This window comes from Yoonia maritima (assembly GCF_043641945.1).
In the GTDB taxonomy this organism is placed as follows: Bacteria; Pseudomonadota; Alphaproteobacteria; order Rhodobacterales; family Rhodobacteraceae; genus Yoonia; species Yoonia maritima_B.
The window spans coordinates 92,719-109,207 of record NZ_JBHZRX010000006.1 but is presented as its reverse complement, the minus strand read 5'-3'; the positions used below and the strand labels follow the sequence as shown (position 1 = coordinate 109,207).

Sequence of the window (16,489 nt, the reverse complement as noted above, 5' to 3'; positions counted from 1 at the left end):
AAAAGAATGCAAATGCGCTAGGCAATGATCACCGACGCCCTAAAATTGAGCAAGTACACACTATGAGCAAACCCGAAACACGTATTCAACTGCGCAACCGCGCCGCCATTTTGTCCGCTGGGCTCGATATTTTTTCTCAATTTGGTCTTCGCGGATCAACGCTTGATCAAATCGCCGAAGCAGCCGGGCTATCAAAGCCGAATTTGCTTTATTACTTTAAGTCCAAAGACGCGATTTATACGGCGCTTTTGGAACGCTTGCTTGAAACCTGGCTTGATCCGCTCAAGAAAATGGACGCCAACGGTGACCCCATTCAGGAAATCCTTGGCTATGTGCATCGCAAGCTTGCCATGAGCAAAGACTACCCACGCGAAAGCCGCCTATTTGCGAATGAAATCCTACAAGGCGCCCCGCATATCGCCGAGCACCTAAGCCAAGACTTGCGTCAGCTTGTCGATGAAAAAGCAGTGGTTTTGAAGCAATGGGAAGCGGCCGGAAAGATCGCGCCGATTGACCCCTATCATCTGGTGTTTTCGATCTGGGCGATGACCCAACACTATGCTGATTTTGATGTGCAAGTTCGCGCTGTTCTAGGCGATACGGACCCATTCGATGGGGCAATGACCTATCTTGATACGCTGTTCCGCCGGATGCTGACGCCAGCTAATTCGTAGGCCACACCATAGAAAAGGCCTTGGCAACTCTGACCTGCCAAGGCCCAAAACAGTCTCTATTCTGCGGCAACTGCGCCCGGATTGTTCGGATGCGTTGTCCAATTGGCATATTCTTTTTCTACGACTTTGCCAGTACGTGGGTCGACCTCACCCGGGGTCATTGCCTCCATCGTGATGCAGTCCTCAACCGGGCAGACATCGACGCATAAATTGCAGGCAACGCATTCGTCGTCTTTGACCGTGAATACGCGGTCTGCGGACATTTCGATGGCTTGGTGACTGGTGTCTTCGCAAGCCGCGTAACAACGGCCGCATTTAATGCAGTCGTCTTGGCTGATCTTGGCTTTCGCCACATAGTTCAGGTTCAGATATTGCCAGTCAGTGACATTTGGCACTGCCATCCCAATGAAGTCAGCGGTGGAGGCATAGCCTTTTTCGTCCATCCATTGGGACAGGCCGCTGATCATTTCCTGCACGACCTTAAAGCCGTAGGTCATCGCAGCCGTACAGACCTGCACGTTACCACAACCCAGCGCCATAAACTCCGCGGCATCACGCCATGTCGTCACGCCGCCAATGCCGGAGATTGGCAGACCATGCGTGCCCGGATCGCGCGCGATTTCAGCAACCATATTCATCGCAATCGGCTTAACCGCTGGACCGCAATATCCGCCGTGCGTGCCCTTGCCATCGATCGTTGGCTGCGGCGCCATGATATCCAGATCGACGCTCGTGATTGAATTGATCGTATTGATCAAACTTACCGCGTCCGCACCGCCATCTTTGGCAGCTTGTGCTGGTTTACGCACATCCGTGATGTTCGGCGTTAACTTCACAATCACTGGCTTGTCGTAGTATTTCTTGCACCATTCAGTGACCATCTGGATGTATTCGGGGACCTGCCCAACAGCGGACCCCATGCCGCGTTCCGCCATTCCGTGTGGGCAACCAAAGTTCAGTTCAATCCCGTCAGCGCCAGTCGCAGCGACCTTTGGCAAAATTGCTTTCCATGCTTCTTCTTCGCAGGGAACCATGATCGACACGATGACTGCGCGGTCAGGGTAATCAGCTTTCACGCGGGTGATTTCATCAAGGTTGGTTTGCAAATCACGGTCAGTGATTAGCTCAATGTTGTTCAGCCCCAGTAGGCGACGATCTGCCCCGTAAATCGCGCCATAGCGGGGGCCGTTGACGTTGACGACAGGCGGTCCTTCGGAACCCAGCGTTTTCCAGACGACACCGCCCCAACCTGCCTCGAATGCGCGGCGGACGTTGTATTCCTTGTCGGTTGGCGGTGCTGAAGCGAGCCAAAACGGGTTCGGCGATTTGATCCCTAGAAATTCTGTTGTTAAGTCAGCCATCTTAGTTGCCCCCCATCAAGGTTGCATGAATATCCATTGCTGCGTCGCGGCCTTCGGCCACCGCAGTTACCGTCAGATCATCGCCACCGCTGGCGCAGTCGCCACCAGCCCAGACACCCGCCGCGCTCGTGCGGCCGGCACCCGTTACGGCGATCTTACGACCAGACAGTTCGAGGCCCGCATCAGTTTCAAGCGTTTGCCCGATAGCCTTGAACACCTGATCGGCTGGCAGGCGGATCATTTCTCCGGTTCCATATAGACCGGTGCCGTCGTCTGTGGTGTATTCAAGTTCTAGCTCGCGGACCGCACCGTTGCCATGCACGGCAACCGGCTGAACGTTGAACATCAACCGAACGCCTTTTGATGCCGCAAGATCCTGTTCGTATTTACTTGCGCTCATACCTTCGCGGCCACGGCGATAAGCGATTGTGACGTTCTGTGCACCCAGCAGCTTGGACTGAACCGCCGCATCAACAGCAGTCATCCCACCACCGATTACGACCACGTCACGCCCAACGGGCAATTTGGTCAGGTCCGTTGACTGCCGCAGTGCCTTGATAAAGTCGACAGCATCAGCAACGCCATCCTTGTCTTCACCCTCTGCTCGCAATGCGTTGACGCCGCCAAGCCCCACACCAAGGAACACGGCATCGAATTCCGATTGAAGCCCTTCAAGCGACAAATCCGTACCAAGACGTTTGCCATTTTCAACAGTGATGCCGCCAACGCCCAACAGCCAATCAACCTCTCTCGCTGCGAAATTGTCGGTCGATTTATAAGCAGCGATACCATATTCATTCAGGCCACCCGGCTTTGGCATCGCGTCATACATTGTGACGTCGTGGCCCAGCATCGCAAGCCGATGTGCGCATGCCAAACCTGCTGGGCCTGCACCCACAACGGCAACCTTTTTACCAGTATTCGCTGACCGCGCATAAGGATGGCTTTGCTTTTCCATCAGCTTATCCGTTGCGTGGCGCTGTAGGCGGCCAATCTCGACCGGTTTACCTTCGGCAGCTTCGCGCACACAGGCCTGTTCACACAATTCTTCGGTTGGACAGACGCGGGCACACATGCCGCCAAGAATGTTTTGGTCGAAAATGGTTTTGGCCGCTGCTTCGGGGGTGCCCGTGCTGATCTGTCGGATGAACAAAGGAATATCAATCGACGTCGGACAAGCCGTCATACAAGGCGCATCGTGGCAGAAGTAACAGCGATCCGCAGCGACTGACGCTTCGTGTGGCTCAAGGGGTTCATGAAGGTCGGCAAAGTTGGTTTCAACGGTCTCTGACGGCAAACGCGCCGCAGCAATACCGGGGGTCATTGGGCTGGACATGGTGTCTTCCTGTCGTGGCTTCTTGGGTTTAGCCTGCCACAGGTTTATTTTTTATCAAATGGTAAATTTTTGAATTCGGCAAAAAATGAATAAATGAACGGACGAACACTTCAGACAATAGATCCAGTATTTCACTATATTTTCAATGCGTTACCAACATCCTCTACTCAATTTTCACAGATTGCGACCACCTAGACATTCCAACCCGCCCGATGAGAAACTAGGCAGAAACGGCGCTATATTCAGCGCATTGCAGACACGCACAGCCTGAATTCAGCTGTTATCAGGGCTTGCGATCCTTGTATTGCTGCGGCACCACTGCCCCATGATGCAAACACTTCTTTCTTTCGGTCACGGCTTTAGCGCACAGGCGCTTGCCCGTGTTTTGCTGCCGCAGGGCTACACGATTATCGGAACAACGCGCTCCGCTGATGGCGTCGCCGAGGTCGCAGAAACAGGGGTTGAAGCTATGCTATGGCCCGGCACCGATATGGTACCTGCACTGGATAAGGCGACACATCTGCTGATCTCGACCGCGCCCGGCGATGATGGTGATCCTGTACTTGCTGCCCTGAAAGATGAGATCGCGGCACGTGCAAAACAATTCGAATGGGTCGGCTATTTGTCCACCACTGGCGTTTACGGCGATCACGCTGGTGATTGGGTTGATGAAACCACGCCATTAACCCCAGCAACAAAACGCGGCATCGCCCGGGTCAAGGCAGAGGCCGCTTGGGCAGACATCCCCGACCTCCCGCTACATATTTTCCGGCTTGCGGGCATTTATGGCCCCGGACGCGGACCATTTTCCAAGGTTCGCAGCGGTAGCGCACGGCGTATCATCAAGAAGGGTCAGATCTTTAGCCGCACCCACGTTGATGACATCGCACAGGCTCTTGCGGCCTCTATCGCCAACCCGAACCCCGGTGCGGTCTATAACGTCTGCGACAACGACCCGGCACCGCCCGAAGACGTCATCGGTTACGCGGCCGAATTGCTAGGGTTACCCCTGCCACCCGCCGAAGACTTTGAAACTGCCGAGATGACACCAATGGCCCGCAGCTTTTACGCAGAAAGCAAAAAGGTACGGAACGACAAGATCAAAGACGAACTTGGCGTTCGACTCATCTATCCTGATTACCGCAGCGGGCTTAAGGCGCTTTTGGCGCAGGAAGAAAACGCCTGACGGTCCACGCGATGGCAGCGAATAGTAGCAAAAGAACAATGGCGATCGCTAAGTTTGATCCATAAAAAATCATGCGTTGCGGTAGTTCTAGATTGTTCAAGAACCGATAAGGCAGTCCGCTTGTCACTGCGCCCATAGGGGTTGCGTTAGTTGGACTAATCACAAGTTCGGTCCACAACACGTAGCCACCAATCACCCCGACAAGCCACGCCAAAGGCGCACCCAACCGCCGATAACTGCGATGAATAAAGAGCGTGTCAATCAGCTGAAGCAACGGTCCGAACAGATGCAAGTACAGTTCTAAATGCCATGCCATCAGCTGCCCATTGTCGGTCACCGATGTTGGGTCTGCGAAATACAACCGCCAAAACAAGAATACGACCATCGTATTGATCACGGCGGCCATGCAGACAAAACCGTCCCAGCGCCTTTCGCTTCGGCCCTCTTGGATTGCCATCATACGGCTTGCCGCAAAGAAGGATGCGAAAAGCGCCCAGACGGTCAGATACCTCAGCGGTCCACCAAACCCATCATAGTTGCCAAAAATCAAAGTCCGTAGAACGTAACCGCCGGCCAACAAGAAAACGACCCACCGATAGATGTGAACAAAACGCGTCATATAGATCCTCCCGACGCTTATGCTGCGTTGGTTGTGGATATGCGGTCCATAAGAACGCTACGTCGGGCACGCGAAACGGCCTGTCAGCGCCACCTGATGCGTTGTGCACACATTTGCGCGAATAGCCCCGCCGATCACTTGCGCATTAAACCGGCCCGCGCCATATGAAACCAACAAATTTGGCGGACCGATGACTTACAAAGAAACGCTTGCGCACTACCTTAGCTTATCCTTCACACGCAATTTCATCATCGGTGTCATTCTATTTAATGCCCTGATACTTGGCCTCGAAACATCCGACGCCGTCATGAGCCGTTTCGGTGGTTTGATCGAAGCGCTCGACACGCTGTGCCTTACAATCTTCGTTATCGAAATCGCTGCTAAGCTTGTTGCGCACGGGCGCCAATTCTTTCGTAGCGGCTGGAACCTGTTTGACTTCGTCATCGTTGGCATCGCCTTGATCCCAGCAGCGCAGGGCCTTGCTGTGCTGCGTTCCTTGCGCATTCTGCGGGTGATGCGGATCATGTCAGCAGCACCCAGCCTGCGCCGTGTGATCGAGGGCTTTGTCACCGCGCTTCCTGGCATGGGCAGTGTGTTTTTGTTGATGGCGATCATCTTTTATATCGGCTCGGTCATGTCGACTAAACTGTTCGGCGATAGCTTTCCTCAGTGGTTCGGAACCCTAGGCCAGTCAGCCTATTCACTGTTCCAAATCATGACACTGGAAAGTTGGTCCATGGGAATTGTTAGACCAGTGATGGCGACATACCCCTATGCGTGGGCCTTTTTTATCCCATTCATCATGGTCACAACCTTTGCTGTCGTGAACCTACTGGTGGGTCTGATCGTGAATTCAATGCAAGACGCCCACGCCGAAGAAGCAAACGCAAGTACAGACGCCTATCGTGACGCTGTACTCCAGCGTTTGATCGCGATCGAAAAACACTTGGATATGAAAAACGCGCCTGAGGACTAGGCGCGTTTTCCAATTACTTCAACGCCCAAGACATCCAAAACCTTAGCTTCGATATCATCAGCGTTAAGTCCCGCCGTGTCATACATCGCGCGGGGGCTCGCCTGATCGATAAAGGTATCGGGCAGAACCATGGACCGGAATTTCAGGCCGTGATCAAACACGCCTTCGTCCGACAATAGCTGCGAGACATGTGACCCAAAGCCACCGACACTGCCTTCTTCGATGCAAATCAGTGCTTCGTGATCAGCGGCGAGCTTCAGGATCATGTCTTTATCAAGCGGCTTAGCAAAACGTGCATCGGCCACGGTTGGATTGATACCCTTTGCCGATAGCGCTTCGCAGGCGGCGGTCACTTCTTGTAGCCGCGTCCCGAAAGATAGGATCGCGACGCGCGAGCCTTCTTTGATCATCCGGCCCTTGCCGATTTCCACCAGTTCTGGATTTTGCGGCATCTCAACACCGACGCCTTCGCCCCGTGGGAAACGGAATGCAATCGGACCGTCGTCATAGGCGGCAGCCGTCGCAACCATGCGCACCAATTCTGCCTCGTCAGCGGCGGCCATCACGACCATCCCTGGCAAGTTCGCCAAGAACGCCACATCGAATGCACCTGCATGGGTCGCGCCGTCAGCACCAACAAGCCCAGCGCGGTCAATCGCGAAACGGACGGGTAAACGCTGGATCGCAACATCATGCACAACCTGATCATAGCCACGCTGCAGGAACGTCGAATAAAGCGCACAGAACGGACGCATCCCACCAGCGGCAAGACCTGCACTAAACGTCACCGCGTGTTGTTCGGCGATACCCACGTCAAAACAACGACTGGCGTAGCGTTTCATGAAACGGTCGAGGCCAGTGCCGTCTGGCATCGCAGCAGTGATCGCGCAAATCTTGGGATCATTGGCGGCCAGATCAATCAAAGTCTCAGCAAAGACCGAAGTATAAGACGGCGCGTTGCTTGGCGCTTTCTTTTGTTCGCCAGTAACAACGTCGAACTTTGCGCGGGCATGACCCTTATCGCTCGCGTCTTCGGCTGGGGCGTATCCCTTGCCCTTTTTGGTAATCGCGTGGATCAGGATCGGGCCATCTGCGCGTTCTTTGACAGTGCGTAGCACAGACAAGAGCTGATCCATGTCGTGGCCGTCGATGGGGCCGAGGTAGGAAAACCCAAGCTCTTCGAACATCGTGCCACCGACGGTCATATGCTTCAGCATATCCTTGGCGCGTTTGGCACCTTCGCGGAATGGTTCGGGCAGCAATGACACTGCACCTTTTGCAGCCGCTTTGAATTCCTGAAAAGGTTCCCCCGCGTATAGACGCGACAGGTATGACGACATCGCGCCAGTTGGCGGGGCAATCGACATTTCATTGTCGTTCAAGATCACGATCAAACGCTTGCCCAGATGACCTGCGTTGTTCAGCGCCTCATAGGCCATTCCAGCCGACATCGCGCCATCACCGATTACGGCAATCGCATCGCCACCTTCGCCGCCCAGATCACGTGCAACAGCAAAGCCAAGTGCCGCAGAAATCGACGTGCTCGAATGCGCCGCACCGAACGGGTCGTAGGGGCTTTCAGATCGTTTTGTAAAACCGCTTAGCCCACCTTCGGTCCGCAGCGTGCGAATACGATCACGGCGACCTGTCAAGATTTTATGTGGGTAACATTGGTGGGATACATCCCAGATGATCTTGTCCTTGGGCGCATCGAACACAGCGTGCAATGCGACGGTCATCTCAACCACACCCAGCCCAGCGCCCAAATGCCCGCCGGTCACGGACACCGCTGCGATCGTTTCGGCGCGCAGATCATCGGCCAGCTGCCGCAGCTCCGCGTCCGATAGCTGCTTCATGTCATCTGGCGTATTCACGCGATCCAAAACGGGGGTAAGTGGCTGGCTGGTCATCTTGCTACCCTTCAATGCGTCCGCGAAATCACAAAGCGGGCGGCTTCTTTTAACGTCTCAGCGTCGTTTCCATAGACAGATAGCGCATCACAGGCAGTTTTTACTAGGTCCGCAGCGCGACGTTTCGCCCCGTCCAGCCCTAAATGCGACACAAATGTCGCCTTGCCTGCTGCGGCATCCTTGCCGACGGCCTTACCTACTTGCTCAGCGTCGCCTTCAATATCCAAAACATCGTCCCAGATCTGGAACGCAAGGCCGAGGGAATCCCCGTATTGCTTAAGCGGAGCTATATCAGCTTGGGCCATACGCGCACCTGCCATCGCAGACCACGAAATCAAAGCGCCGGTCTTACCGGCCTGCAACGCCATCACCTGTCCAAGGCTAAGCGGTGCACGCGCAGTCTCGGCTGCGATATCAGCGGCCTGTCCACCCACCATCCCGCGAACGCCCGCGGCCCGCGCCAAGGTCTGGGCTAATACAATGCGTGCGTCAGCTGCGATATCGGGGCGCAGAACACACTCGAACGCAAGCGACTGTAGTGCATCACCGACAAGTACAGCGGTCGCCTCGTCCCATTTCACGTGCACGGTCGGTTGGCCGCGGCGCAGCGCATCGTCATCCATGCAAGGCAAATCATCATGCACCAGTGAATAGGCATGCATGCATTCAATCGCGGCAGCAACTGGCAGCGCTGAGGTCATCCCGTGCAACTTGGCCGTTTCCAACACAAGAAACGCGCGCAAAGCTTTGCCGCCTTGCGTCGCATATACCATACCCTTGCCGATTTCACCGGGCAGGTTGTCCAGTTCACCAGCAATATATCGTTCAGTTTGCGCGGCGGCGGTCCGTAGCGCGACTTCAAATCCCTTAACCATCCAGCGGTGCGGTCCCTTTAGGTTCACCGTTTTCGCCAAACGTAATACGGGCGACTTTTTCTTCAGCTTCTTTCAGCTTTGCCTCGCAGCGCGCCTTTAGCGCGGCACCGCGTTCATACAGGGCAATCGATTGATCCAAGGCCACATCACCACGCTCAAGCTGGCCCACAACGGCCTCTAGCTCTTTCATTGCGTCTTCAAAGCTCATCTCTTCAACAGGCGTGGTCATCGGCCTCTTTCCTCCAATACGCTGACATGGGCGCGGGCGGCATCGCCCAGTGCGTTCAGGTCATACCCACCTTCGAGCATGGACACAACGCGGCCTTCGCAATGTTCGTCTGCCAGATCGCACAGACGCTGTGTTACCCAGCCAAAGTCTTCGGTTTGTAGTCTCATGCCCGCCAATGGATCATCTTCATGTGCATCAAATCCAGCCGAAATCAGCAGAAGTTGAGGAGAAAACGCAGCAACGCGCGGAAGCACCAAACGATCCATCACATCGCGAAATGCCGCTGAGCCCGTTCCTTCGGGCAAGGGAACATTCAGAACGTTGCCTACACCCGTTTCATGTGCGGCCCCGGTACCAGGATATAGCGGCGATTGGTGCGTTGAACAAAAGAGGATGCGCGGATCATCCTCGACCAAATCCTGCGTGCCATTCCCGTGATGCACGTCAAAATCAACGATGGCGACACGATCCAAACCATGGTGGTCCAGCGCATATTTCGCGGCAATCGCGATATTTCCAAAGAAACAAAACCCCATGGCGGTTTCACGTTCCGCATGATGCCCGGGGGGGCGTGTCGCACCAAACGCATTGCTAACATCACCCGACATGACCATATCAACACCACGAACAGCGGCACCCGCCGCACGATAGGCCGCCTGCAAAGTACCAACAGACATGTGGGTATCAGCATCCAGTGATCGCCAACCACTTTCAGGGGCAGCGTCCCTGATCGCGGCAAGGTGCGATTTGGGATGTGCGCGCAGCAGATCATCTTCGGCAACAATCGGGGCTTTCACCCTGTGCAAATCTAAATCGGATAGCGCATTAAGAACTGCATCCAACCGCGCGACTTGTTCTGGGTGACCCGGCGGGGTCACATGATCATAACAGTCGTCATGGGTAATTAGTGCGGTGACCATAGCGCAGCCTTTCGTCCGAAGTACAAAATCTCGATAAGACTAACCTAATAAATGTTGCGCGCCCACCGGGCGCACAACGAGGTCACTCCGGAGCAAGCATATACCCAGCACCCCGAACAGTTTGCAGATAACGAGGCTGCTTTGGATCAACTTCGATCTTTCGACGTAGACGGGTAATTTGCACATCGACGGCACGTTCTTGGGTCTGACCGCCAGACCGGCTTAGTTCTTCGACCAATTGCGCCCGCGTGATTGCTTCACCCGGACTGCCAGAGAAAATCCGCATAAGCTGGCTTTCAGTTGCAGTCAGGCGCACGAGCTCTTCGCCCTGCCACATCTCACCACGTTCAATGTCATAGCGAACTGGCCCCATGTGCATCACCTTGGGCAACACAACGGCGGGCTCTGCCTCTGGCATACGTCGCAAGATCGCATTGATCCGCAGCAGCAGTTCTTTGGGTTCAAAGGGCTTAGACAAATAATCGTCGGCGCCCGCCTCGAGCCCCGAGATACGATCATCCGTTTCGGCCTTTGCGGTCAACAACATGATCGGAGTCGTCAACTTTTGACGCAGGTCACGGCACAGCGTGACACCATCTTCGCCCGGCATCATGACATCCAGCACGATCAGGTCGAACTCTAATCCAGACAAAATGCGACGCGCATGGGCTGCATCACGTGCGGTCGTCACAAGGAAACCGCTTCGCACTAAGAACTTTCTTAACAGGCTGCGAATTCTTTCGTCATCGTCCACAATCAATAAATGGGCGTCGTCAGCCTTCATTCCGTAACATCCTTCATCGCCTCATAATGGTGACGCGCCTGGTCATCCATCATGGCCTCCAACACTTGCCGAAACCCCGCAACGGCGGCAGGGCCCGCAGCACGATATGCCGCCCGCATTCTATCACGTTGCGCATCCGACAATGCTCTTTCTAACGCTTCCCCCTCAGCGGTTAGATGCAAATGTCGCTCACGCTTGTCCTTTTTGCCGACAGTGCTCGCTACCAAACCGTCTTCGATCAGTGTGCGCAACACACGATTAAGCGATTGTTTTGTAACACCAAGAATAGACAGCAAATTATTCACAGTCGTTCCGGGACTTCGATGAATAAAGTGAATAGCACGGTGATGTGCACGGCCATAGGACTTATCTTCAAGAATACGGTCAGGATCTGCGGTGAACCCGCGATAGGCAAAGAACATCGCTTCGATCCCTTTACGCAACTGTTCGTCGGTAAGAAAAAGTAGACTTTGTCCAGTCTGCGGCTGCGGCCCGTCACCCATGCGCGTACTCCTTATAGCTAAGGGAACAATACGTCAGCTTTGTTGACATTCCAAGAATCAACTGCTAGCGAAACCCACAAAACACGCAATATTATGTCCAAAACGGACCTAATGTCGTAACAAATGCAAATTCCCGTGGAGGCAATGATGGCTGGTGCATATGATGACCGTGATGGCAAAATCTGGATGGACGGCCAATTGGTCGAATGGCGCGATGCCAACGTTCACATTCTGACCCACGCTATGCACTATGCGTCATCTGTTTTTGAAGGCGAGCGCTGCTACAATGGCAAGATCTTTAAATCCGTCGAACACTCTGAGCGCCTGATCAAATCCGGCAAGCTTCTTGATATGGATATCCCATACTCGGTCGAAGAGATCGAAAAAGCCAAATACGACGTTCTTAAAGCCAACGGTTGGGATGATGCCTATGTGCGTGTGATCGCATATCGTGGCGCAGGCGAGGACATGGGTGTCGCATCCAACAAAAACCCAGTGCGCATGGCTGTCGCAGCGTGGGAATGGGGTGCCTACTATGGTGACGCTAAGATGAAAGGCGCAAAGCTGGACATCGCGAAATGGAAACGCCCGTCACCGGAAACGATCCCAACAGCGGCTAAGGCCGCCGGTCTTTACATGATTTGCACAATGTCCAAACACGCCGCCGAAGCCAAAGGCTGTTCCGACGCGCTGTTCATGGATTATCGCGGCTATGTGGCCGAAGCGACTGGCGCAAACATCTTTTTCGTCAAAGACGGCGAAGTGCACACACCTGATCCAGATGCGATCCTGAACGGCATCACTCGCCAGACAGTGATCGGCATGCTCGAGGCCAAAGGGATCAAGGTCAATGTGCGCCGCATTCTGCCAGAAGAGCTCGAAGGGTTTGAGCAATGCTGGCTAACCGGCACTGCAGCGGAAGTAACCCCAGTAGGCCAGATCGGTGACTACACATTCGAAGTCGGCGCGCTGACCCGAGAGATCGCCGAAGACTACGAAAAGCTCGTTCGCTCTTAATAGCTTGGCCTTCGCAATAACCTTGCGAAGGCCAATTCATTAGTGAAGCCGGTGAGCGCGATACGCACTCACAAGCCCATTACCCATGCGCGCGCGTTTGCGCCGCTGCAGGATAATGCTTTGCTTGCTTGGTTTGGTGCTACGGGCAACTGACATCATCCGGCCAACAGCTACTTTGGGTGGGCCTTCGGGTCTATCAAGTACGTGCTTTCTCATATCATCCTCCCAACTGGGCGATCAGTATAGCACAAAGAATCAGAATTCCGCACGCGTTAAACGTGTGCCAAGCATGCACATTTCCTGCATAAAATAATTAATCTCGCGGTCTATGAACAAATTTCGGCCAGTTTTCACAGTATAACCGGCCAAGTAATCAGTTCAGCGACTCGACGAGAAACCCCTTCACGATGTTTTCCAAACAACCAGAGAATGGCAACAAAACGGCCGTAGACGAAATCCGGCAAGTTCTAAAGGGCGCGCCCCAAGATCTGTGGCTCGACACGATCCGCCGCGCCAGATACGCGTCACATAACACGCTTATTTCTTGGATGCTGAACCAACCTGAATGCGATTTCGCAATTGCGGTGCATGCTTTCTATCGCAGCAATCCTGCGCAACACCTCGACGACCCAAAACCCTTACCCCTGCACCCAAGCGACGATCAGATTTTCGCACGAGTCTTGGTGAACTGGGACACAGGTTCATTCCGAACGCATCGCCTACGGGTCGAAGAACGCGACGCACCACTTCGACAGATTTCGCGGCTAAATCAAAAAGTTATCGCCAGACCGCGCGGATCACTACCCTTTCAAGTTCCACAGCGTTTTCTGGAACCACGCGGCGGTGAATTGATGCATCTGCCTGCGCATAAGTCGCCCGACAACTCTCATCATCTTTGGGATAAATACGCCAAGGCAGGGTTAGATGTACCGCCGATTGCGCCGGGTCTGGCACGTAAAATCGCTACGGTGCGCGGCACTCTGAAACGCACCTTCGGTCGCGAGTAACGTTCAGCCGCCGACGTTACCTGTCGCTTTGCGTTGCCGCGTGCGCTTTAGCCCAAGCTGGCGTTCGCGCAAGATAATCAGCACACCTGCCGAAATGACCACGGCTGCGCCAAACAGCATCGTCCCGGTCGGCACCTCGTCGAAAACAAAGTAACCGATCACCAACGCAAGAATCATAGAGCTATAATCAAACGGTGCGACCAATGACGCGTCGGCAAATCGGTAGCTTGAGGTCAAGAATATCTGCCCGATGCCCCCAAACAGGCCTGCCAGTATCAACATCAAAGCCATTGAAACTGGCGGAACCGTCCAGCCCCATGGGATTGTAAACAATGCCATAACAGACGATGTGACAGTGAACCAAAACACAATGGCAGCGGTGCCTTCGGTGCTGACCAGCTTACGTACAAAAACCTGTGCCAAGGCGGCCATAACTGCCCCCATCAGAACGACAACCGCGCCCAATGTTTCAGATGCGCCCAACGACGCCCCAACTGAAAGTCGGGGTGAAAGCACGATAAGAACCCCAACCATACCAAGCGCCACCGCCGAAAGACGAAACACGCCAACCTGTTCGTTCAAAAACATCGCTGCAAAGATGACCACCAATAGAGGTGCGGCATAACCGATGGCCGTAACCTCTGGTAATGGCAGCAACCCTAAGCCCGTAAAACCAAGGCCCATCGCAGACGTTCCTACCAATCCGCGCCAAAAGTGACCCATCGGATTCTTGGTTTTCCAGCCATGCCGCAGCTCTCCTCGAATCGCGAGCCAGCCCAATATTATTGGAAGCGCAAAGAAGGACCGAAAAAACACAGCCTCGCCTGGCGGCACATCGTCCGAGGCAGCTTTGATCAAGCTCGACATCGCCATGAACATGCAGACCGACATCACCTTGAGAAGAATTCCGCGCAGCGGCTGCATGATTGTCTCCTTTTGGGCACCCTAGGCCGCATAGCAACCACATTGAAGCCTTTATTCCTTGATACCGATCTGCGTTAAGGTATCCGTTACGCACTCACAATAAGAAGCACTGCATGCCCAAAGATAATACCACTCCGACATCCACTAGCCCACGTGATTGGGTAAGAATTCTCGCAAGTTACCGTGAACCGAACAGCCTTCGAAGCAGTTTTGAACTGGCGATTAGCTTTGTTCCGTTTGTTGGCCTATGGATTCTTGCCTGCTGGGTCGCACAATACAGCTATTTGGGGGCGTTCTTAATTTCCGCTCTCAACGGCGGTTTCCTTCTTCGACTGTTTTGCATTCAGCATGATTGCGGACACGGTTCATTCTACGGCAACCGGACAGTCAGCGACTGGGTCGGCCGCGTATTAGGCGTGGTCACACTGACCCCCTATGACGTTTGGCGTCGCACACACTCAATCCACCACAGCCATGCGGGTGACCTTGACCACCGCGGCATTGGTGACGTGATGACCCTGACTGTTGAAGAATACCATCAGCGCACGCCGTTTGGTCGTTTCATGTACCGCGCTTACCGGCATCCGCTCGTGATGTTTGGCCTTGGCCCAACATACCTGTTCATCCTTCAAAACCGCCTTCCGCTGGGTTTGATGGACCAAGGCAAAAAATATTGGATCAGCGCCATGGGGACAAACGCAGCAATCGCGGCGATCCTTGGTACGATCGTATATTTCGGCGGTTTGCAGGCATTGTTCCTCGTATTCCTTCCAACGACTCTTATCGCCGCGTCGGTTGGTGTGTGGCTGTTCTACGTCCAGCACCAGTTTGAAACCACGCACTGGGAACAGGCACCAGATTGGCAACTACACGAGGCCGCGCTGCACGGCAGCTCTCACTATGATTTGCCACCTATCTTGCGTTGGTTCACAGCGAACATCGGGATCCACCACGTACACCACCTGTACAGCCGTATCCCGTTTTATCGCCTGACAGAGGTTCTACGCGACCATCAAGAATTGATCGAAGTTAGCCGCCTAACAATGCTGCAAAGCGTCAAGTGCGCGAGCCTTGATCTTTGGGACGAGAAAAAGCGCCGGTTAGTTTCATTCGCTGCCGCCCGCCGCGCCGCCGCCTAACTGGTCCAACGCCCACGTTGCAGCCTCTGCGACGGTAGGGTCAGAATCATCAATCAATCGGGCGACCGCACCAGCAAGGGTCCGGTCGCCCGAATTGCCTATGGCATACGCAACGTTGCGCACAAAACGGTCACGCCCAATGCGTTTGATAGGCGACCCCGAAAACCGCGCCCGAAAAGCAGCATCGTCAAGCGTAGCAAGCTCGGATAACGGCGGTGCGATCAGATCTTCGCGCGCGGCATATTTCGCGTCACGGCCCGTGTTTGCGAATTTGTTCCACGGGCAAACGCCCAAACAGTCATCACAACCGTAAATCCGGTTCCCCATCAAGGCACGTAATTCGAGGTCAACCGGACCTTTGTGTTCGATCGTCAGATAGGAAATACAGCGCCGCGCATCTAACTGATACGGGGCTGGAAAGGCCGACGTTGGACAGACATCAAGGCACGCCGTGCAGCTACCGCAGTGGCTGAACTCTGGCGTATCCGGCTCAAATTCAACCGTCGTAAAAATCGCGCCGATAAAGAACCAAGATCCGAGATCGCGCCCCAAAACATTGGTGTGCTTTCCCTGCCAGCCCAGCCCAGCAGCCTGCGCCAGTGGTTTTTCCATAACCGGGGCCGTATCCACGAAAACCTTGATCTGGGCCTCTGGCACTTGTTCGATCAGCCAACGCCCCACGCGCTTTAGCCGTTTTTTCACAACATCATGGTAATCGCGCCCTTGGGCATAGACGCTAATCGCGGCACGGTCAGGATGATCTAATACCTCGAGCGGGTCATGTTCCGGCGTGTAAGGTTCAGCCAGCATTATAACTGACTTTGCCTCTGGCCAAAGCGCGGCGGGGTTGCCCCGCCAATGCATCCGTTCCGCCATCCATTCCATTTGTCCATGCATCCCTGCATCAACAAATGTCGCTAATCGGTCGGCAATCTCAGGAACTGAATCCGGGCGGCAGATGCCTACCTTAGCGAACCCCGCCTCTTGGGCGTATGTGACCAACCGGTCCTTCACTGGCTTACAGCAGAA

General features: G+C 54.4%; 18 protein-coding genes. 6 read left to right on the top strand and 12 right to left on the bottom strand.

Going from position 1 to position 16,489, the window contains the following annotated elements; all coding sequences use genetic code 11:
- Positions 1–62 precede the first annotated feature (62 nt).
- A complete protein-coding gene (locus ACHUEV_RS13815; RefSeq protein ID WP_394180814.1) occupies positions 63–674 on the top strand; it encodes a TetR family transcriptional regulator C-terminal domain-containing protein in 612 nt (203 codons plus the stop codon).
- Positions 675–730: 56 nt separating this feature from the next.
- Here ACHUEV_RS13815 and preA read toward each other — a convergent pair whose 3' ends face one another.
- Both preA and ACHUEV_RS13805 read right to left on the bottom strand, forming a co-directional pair.
- A complete protein-coding gene (preA, locus tag ACHUEV_RS13810) occupies positions 731–2,035 on the bottom strand; it encodes an NAD-dependent dihydropyrimidine dehydrogenase subunit PreA (protein WP_394180813.1) in 1,305 nt (434 codons plus the stop codon).
- Position 2,036: 1 nt separating this feature from the next.
- The gene (locus tag ACHUEV_RS13805; RefSeq protein WP_394180811.1) at positions 2,037–3,371 is read right to left on the bottom strand and encodes an NAD(P)-dependent oxidoreductase; all 1,335 of its coding nucleotides are present in this window, start codon (positions 3,369–3,371) and stop codon (positions 2,037–2,039) included.
- A gap of 325 nt (positions 3,372–3,696) precedes the next feature.
- Here ACHUEV_RS13805 and ACHUEV_RS13800 point away from each other — a divergent pair, with 325 nt between their 5' ends.
- Positions 3,697–4,557: an SDR family oxidoreductase gene (locus ACHUEV_RS13800; protein WP_394180809.1), complete on the top strand. Its 861-nt coding sequence runs from the start codon at positions 3,697–3,699 to the stop codon at positions 4,555–4,557.
- Here the strand turns inward: ACHUEV_RS13800 and ACHUEV_RS13795 are convergent.
- Positions 4,523–5,176, bottom strand: coding sequence for an androgen-induced gene 1 family protein (locus tag ACHUEV_RS13795; RefSeq protein WP_394180807.1), 654 nt, complete (start codon positions 5,174–5,176; stop codon positions 4,523–4,525). The two genes, ACHUEV_RS13800 and ACHUEV_RS13795, sit on opposite strands and share 35 nt — an antisense overlap.
- A gap of 190 nt (positions 5,177–5,366) precedes the next feature.
- On the opposite strand from ACHUEV_RS13795, the gene ACHUEV_RS13790 reads away from it, so the two are divergent.
- Positions 5,367–6,152, top strand: a complete 786-nt coding sequence (locus ACHUEV_RS13790) for an ion transporter (RefSeq protein WP_394180805.1) — start codon at positions 5,367–5,369, stop codon at positions 6,150–6,152.
- Here ACHUEV_RS13790 and dxs read toward each other — a convergent pair.
- The 6 genes from dxs to ACHUEV_RS13760 all read right to left on the bottom strand — a co-directional run bounded on the left by dxs (position 6,149) and on the right by ACHUEV_RS13760 (position 11,373).
- Entirely contained in the window at positions 6,149–8,062 is a 1,914-nt protein-coding gene (gene dxs / locus ACHUEV_RS13785; protein ID WP_394180803.1) for a 1-deoxy-D-xylulose-5-phosphate synthase, read from the bottom strand. The genes ACHUEV_RS13790 and dxs overlap by 4 nt on opposite strands.
- 11 nt (positions 8,063–8,073) lie before the next feature.
- Positions 8,074–8,937 carry a polyprenyl synthetase family protein gene (locus ACHUEV_RS13780; protein ID WP_394180802.1) on the bottom strand — a complete coding sequence of 288 codons (864 nt, stop codon included), beginning with the start codon at positions 8,935–8,937 and terminating at the stop codon, positions 8,074–8,076.
- The gene (locus tag ACHUEV_RS13775) at positions 8,930–9,166 is read right to left on the bottom strand and encodes an exodeoxyribonuclease VII small subunit (protein ID WP_045995436.1); all 237 of its coding nucleotides are present in this window, start codon (positions 9,164–9,166) and stop codon (positions 8,930–8,932) included. Before ACHUEV_RS13775 ends, ACHUEV_RS13780 begins: the two co-directional genes overlap by 8 nt.
- The gene (locus ACHUEV_RS13770; protein WP_394180800.1) at positions 9,163–10,086 is read right to left on the bottom strand and encodes a histone deacetylase family protein; all 924 of its coding nucleotides are present in this window, start codon (positions 10,084–10,086) and stop codon (positions 9,163–9,165) included. Before ACHUEV_RS13770 ends, ACHUEV_RS13775 begins: the two co-directional genes overlap by 4 nt.
- A gap of 82 nt (positions 10,087–10,168) precedes the next feature.
- Complete coding sequence (locus ACHUEV_RS13765) at positions 10,169–10,870, bottom strand: response regulator (protein ID WP_394180798.1); 702 nt, start codon at positions 10,868–10,870, stop codon at positions 10,169–10,171.
- The gene (locus ACHUEV_RS13760; RefSeq protein WP_394180796.1) at positions 10,867–11,373 is read right to left on the bottom strand and encodes a MarR family winged helix-turn-helix transcriptional regulator; all 507 of its coding nucleotides are present in this window, start codon (positions 11,371–11,373) and stop codon (positions 10,867–10,869) included. The genes ACHUEV_RS13765 and ACHUEV_RS13760 overlap by 4 nt, the downstream gene beginning before the upstream one ends.
- A gap of 147 nt (positions 11,374–11,520) precedes the next feature.
- Here ACHUEV_RS13760 and ACHUEV_RS13755 point away from each other — a divergent pair, with 147 nt between their 5' ends.
- A complete protein-coding gene (locus tag ACHUEV_RS13755; RefSeq protein ID WP_394181071.1) occupies positions 11,521–12,390 on the top strand; it encodes a branched-chain amino acid aminotransferase in 870 nt (289 codons plus the stop codon).
- Positions 12,391–12,429: 39 nt separating this feature from the next.
- Here the strand turns inward: ACHUEV_RS13755 and ACHUEV_RS13750 are convergent, their stop codons facing one another.
- The gene (locus tag ACHUEV_RS13750) at positions 12,430–12,606 is read right to left on the bottom strand and encodes a hypothetical protein (protein WP_394180794.1); all 177 of its coding nucleotides are present in this window, start codon (positions 12,604–12,606) and stop codon (positions 12,430–12,432) included.
- 191 nt (positions 12,607–12,797) lie between these two features.
- Here ACHUEV_RS13750 and ACHUEV_RS13745 point away from each other — a divergent pair, with 191 nt between their 5' ends.
- Positions 12,798–13,397 (top strand): hypothetical protein, encoded by a 600-nt coding sequence (locus ACHUEV_RS13745; RefSeq protein WP_394180792.1) that lies wholly within the window; start codon positions 12,798–12,800, stop codon positions 13,395–13,397.
- A 3-nt stretch (positions 13,398–13,400) separates the two neighbouring features.
- Here ACHUEV_RS13745 and ACHUEV_RS13740 read toward each other — a convergent pair whose 3' ends face one another.
- Positions 13,401–14,321 carry a DMT family transporter gene (locus ACHUEV_RS13740; protein ID WP_394180790.1) on the bottom strand — a complete coding sequence of 307 codons (921 nt, stop codon included), beginning with the start codon at positions 14,319–14,321 and terminating at the stop codon, positions 13,401–13,403.
- 113 nt (positions 14,322–14,434) lie between these two features.
- On the opposite strand from ACHUEV_RS13740, the gene ACHUEV_RS13735 reads away from it, so the two are divergent.
- Positions 14,435–15,460: a fatty acid desaturase gene (locus tag ACHUEV_RS13735; RefSeq protein WP_394180788.1), complete on the top strand. Its 1,026-nt coding sequence runs from the start codon at positions 14,435–14,437 to the stop codon at positions 15,458–15,460.
- On the opposite strand, the gene queG is transcribed toward ACHUEV_RS13735, so the two are convergent.
- Positions 15,428–16,474: a tRNA epoxyqueuosine(34) reductase QueG gene (gene queG / locus ACHUEV_RS13730; RefSeq protein WP_394180786.1), complete on the bottom strand. Its 1,047-nt coding sequence runs from the start codon at positions 16,472–16,474 to the stop codon at positions 15,428–15,430. The two genes, ACHUEV_RS13735 and queG, sit on opposite strands and share 33 nt — an antisense overlap.
- Positions 16,475–16,489: the final 15 nt, after the last annotated feature.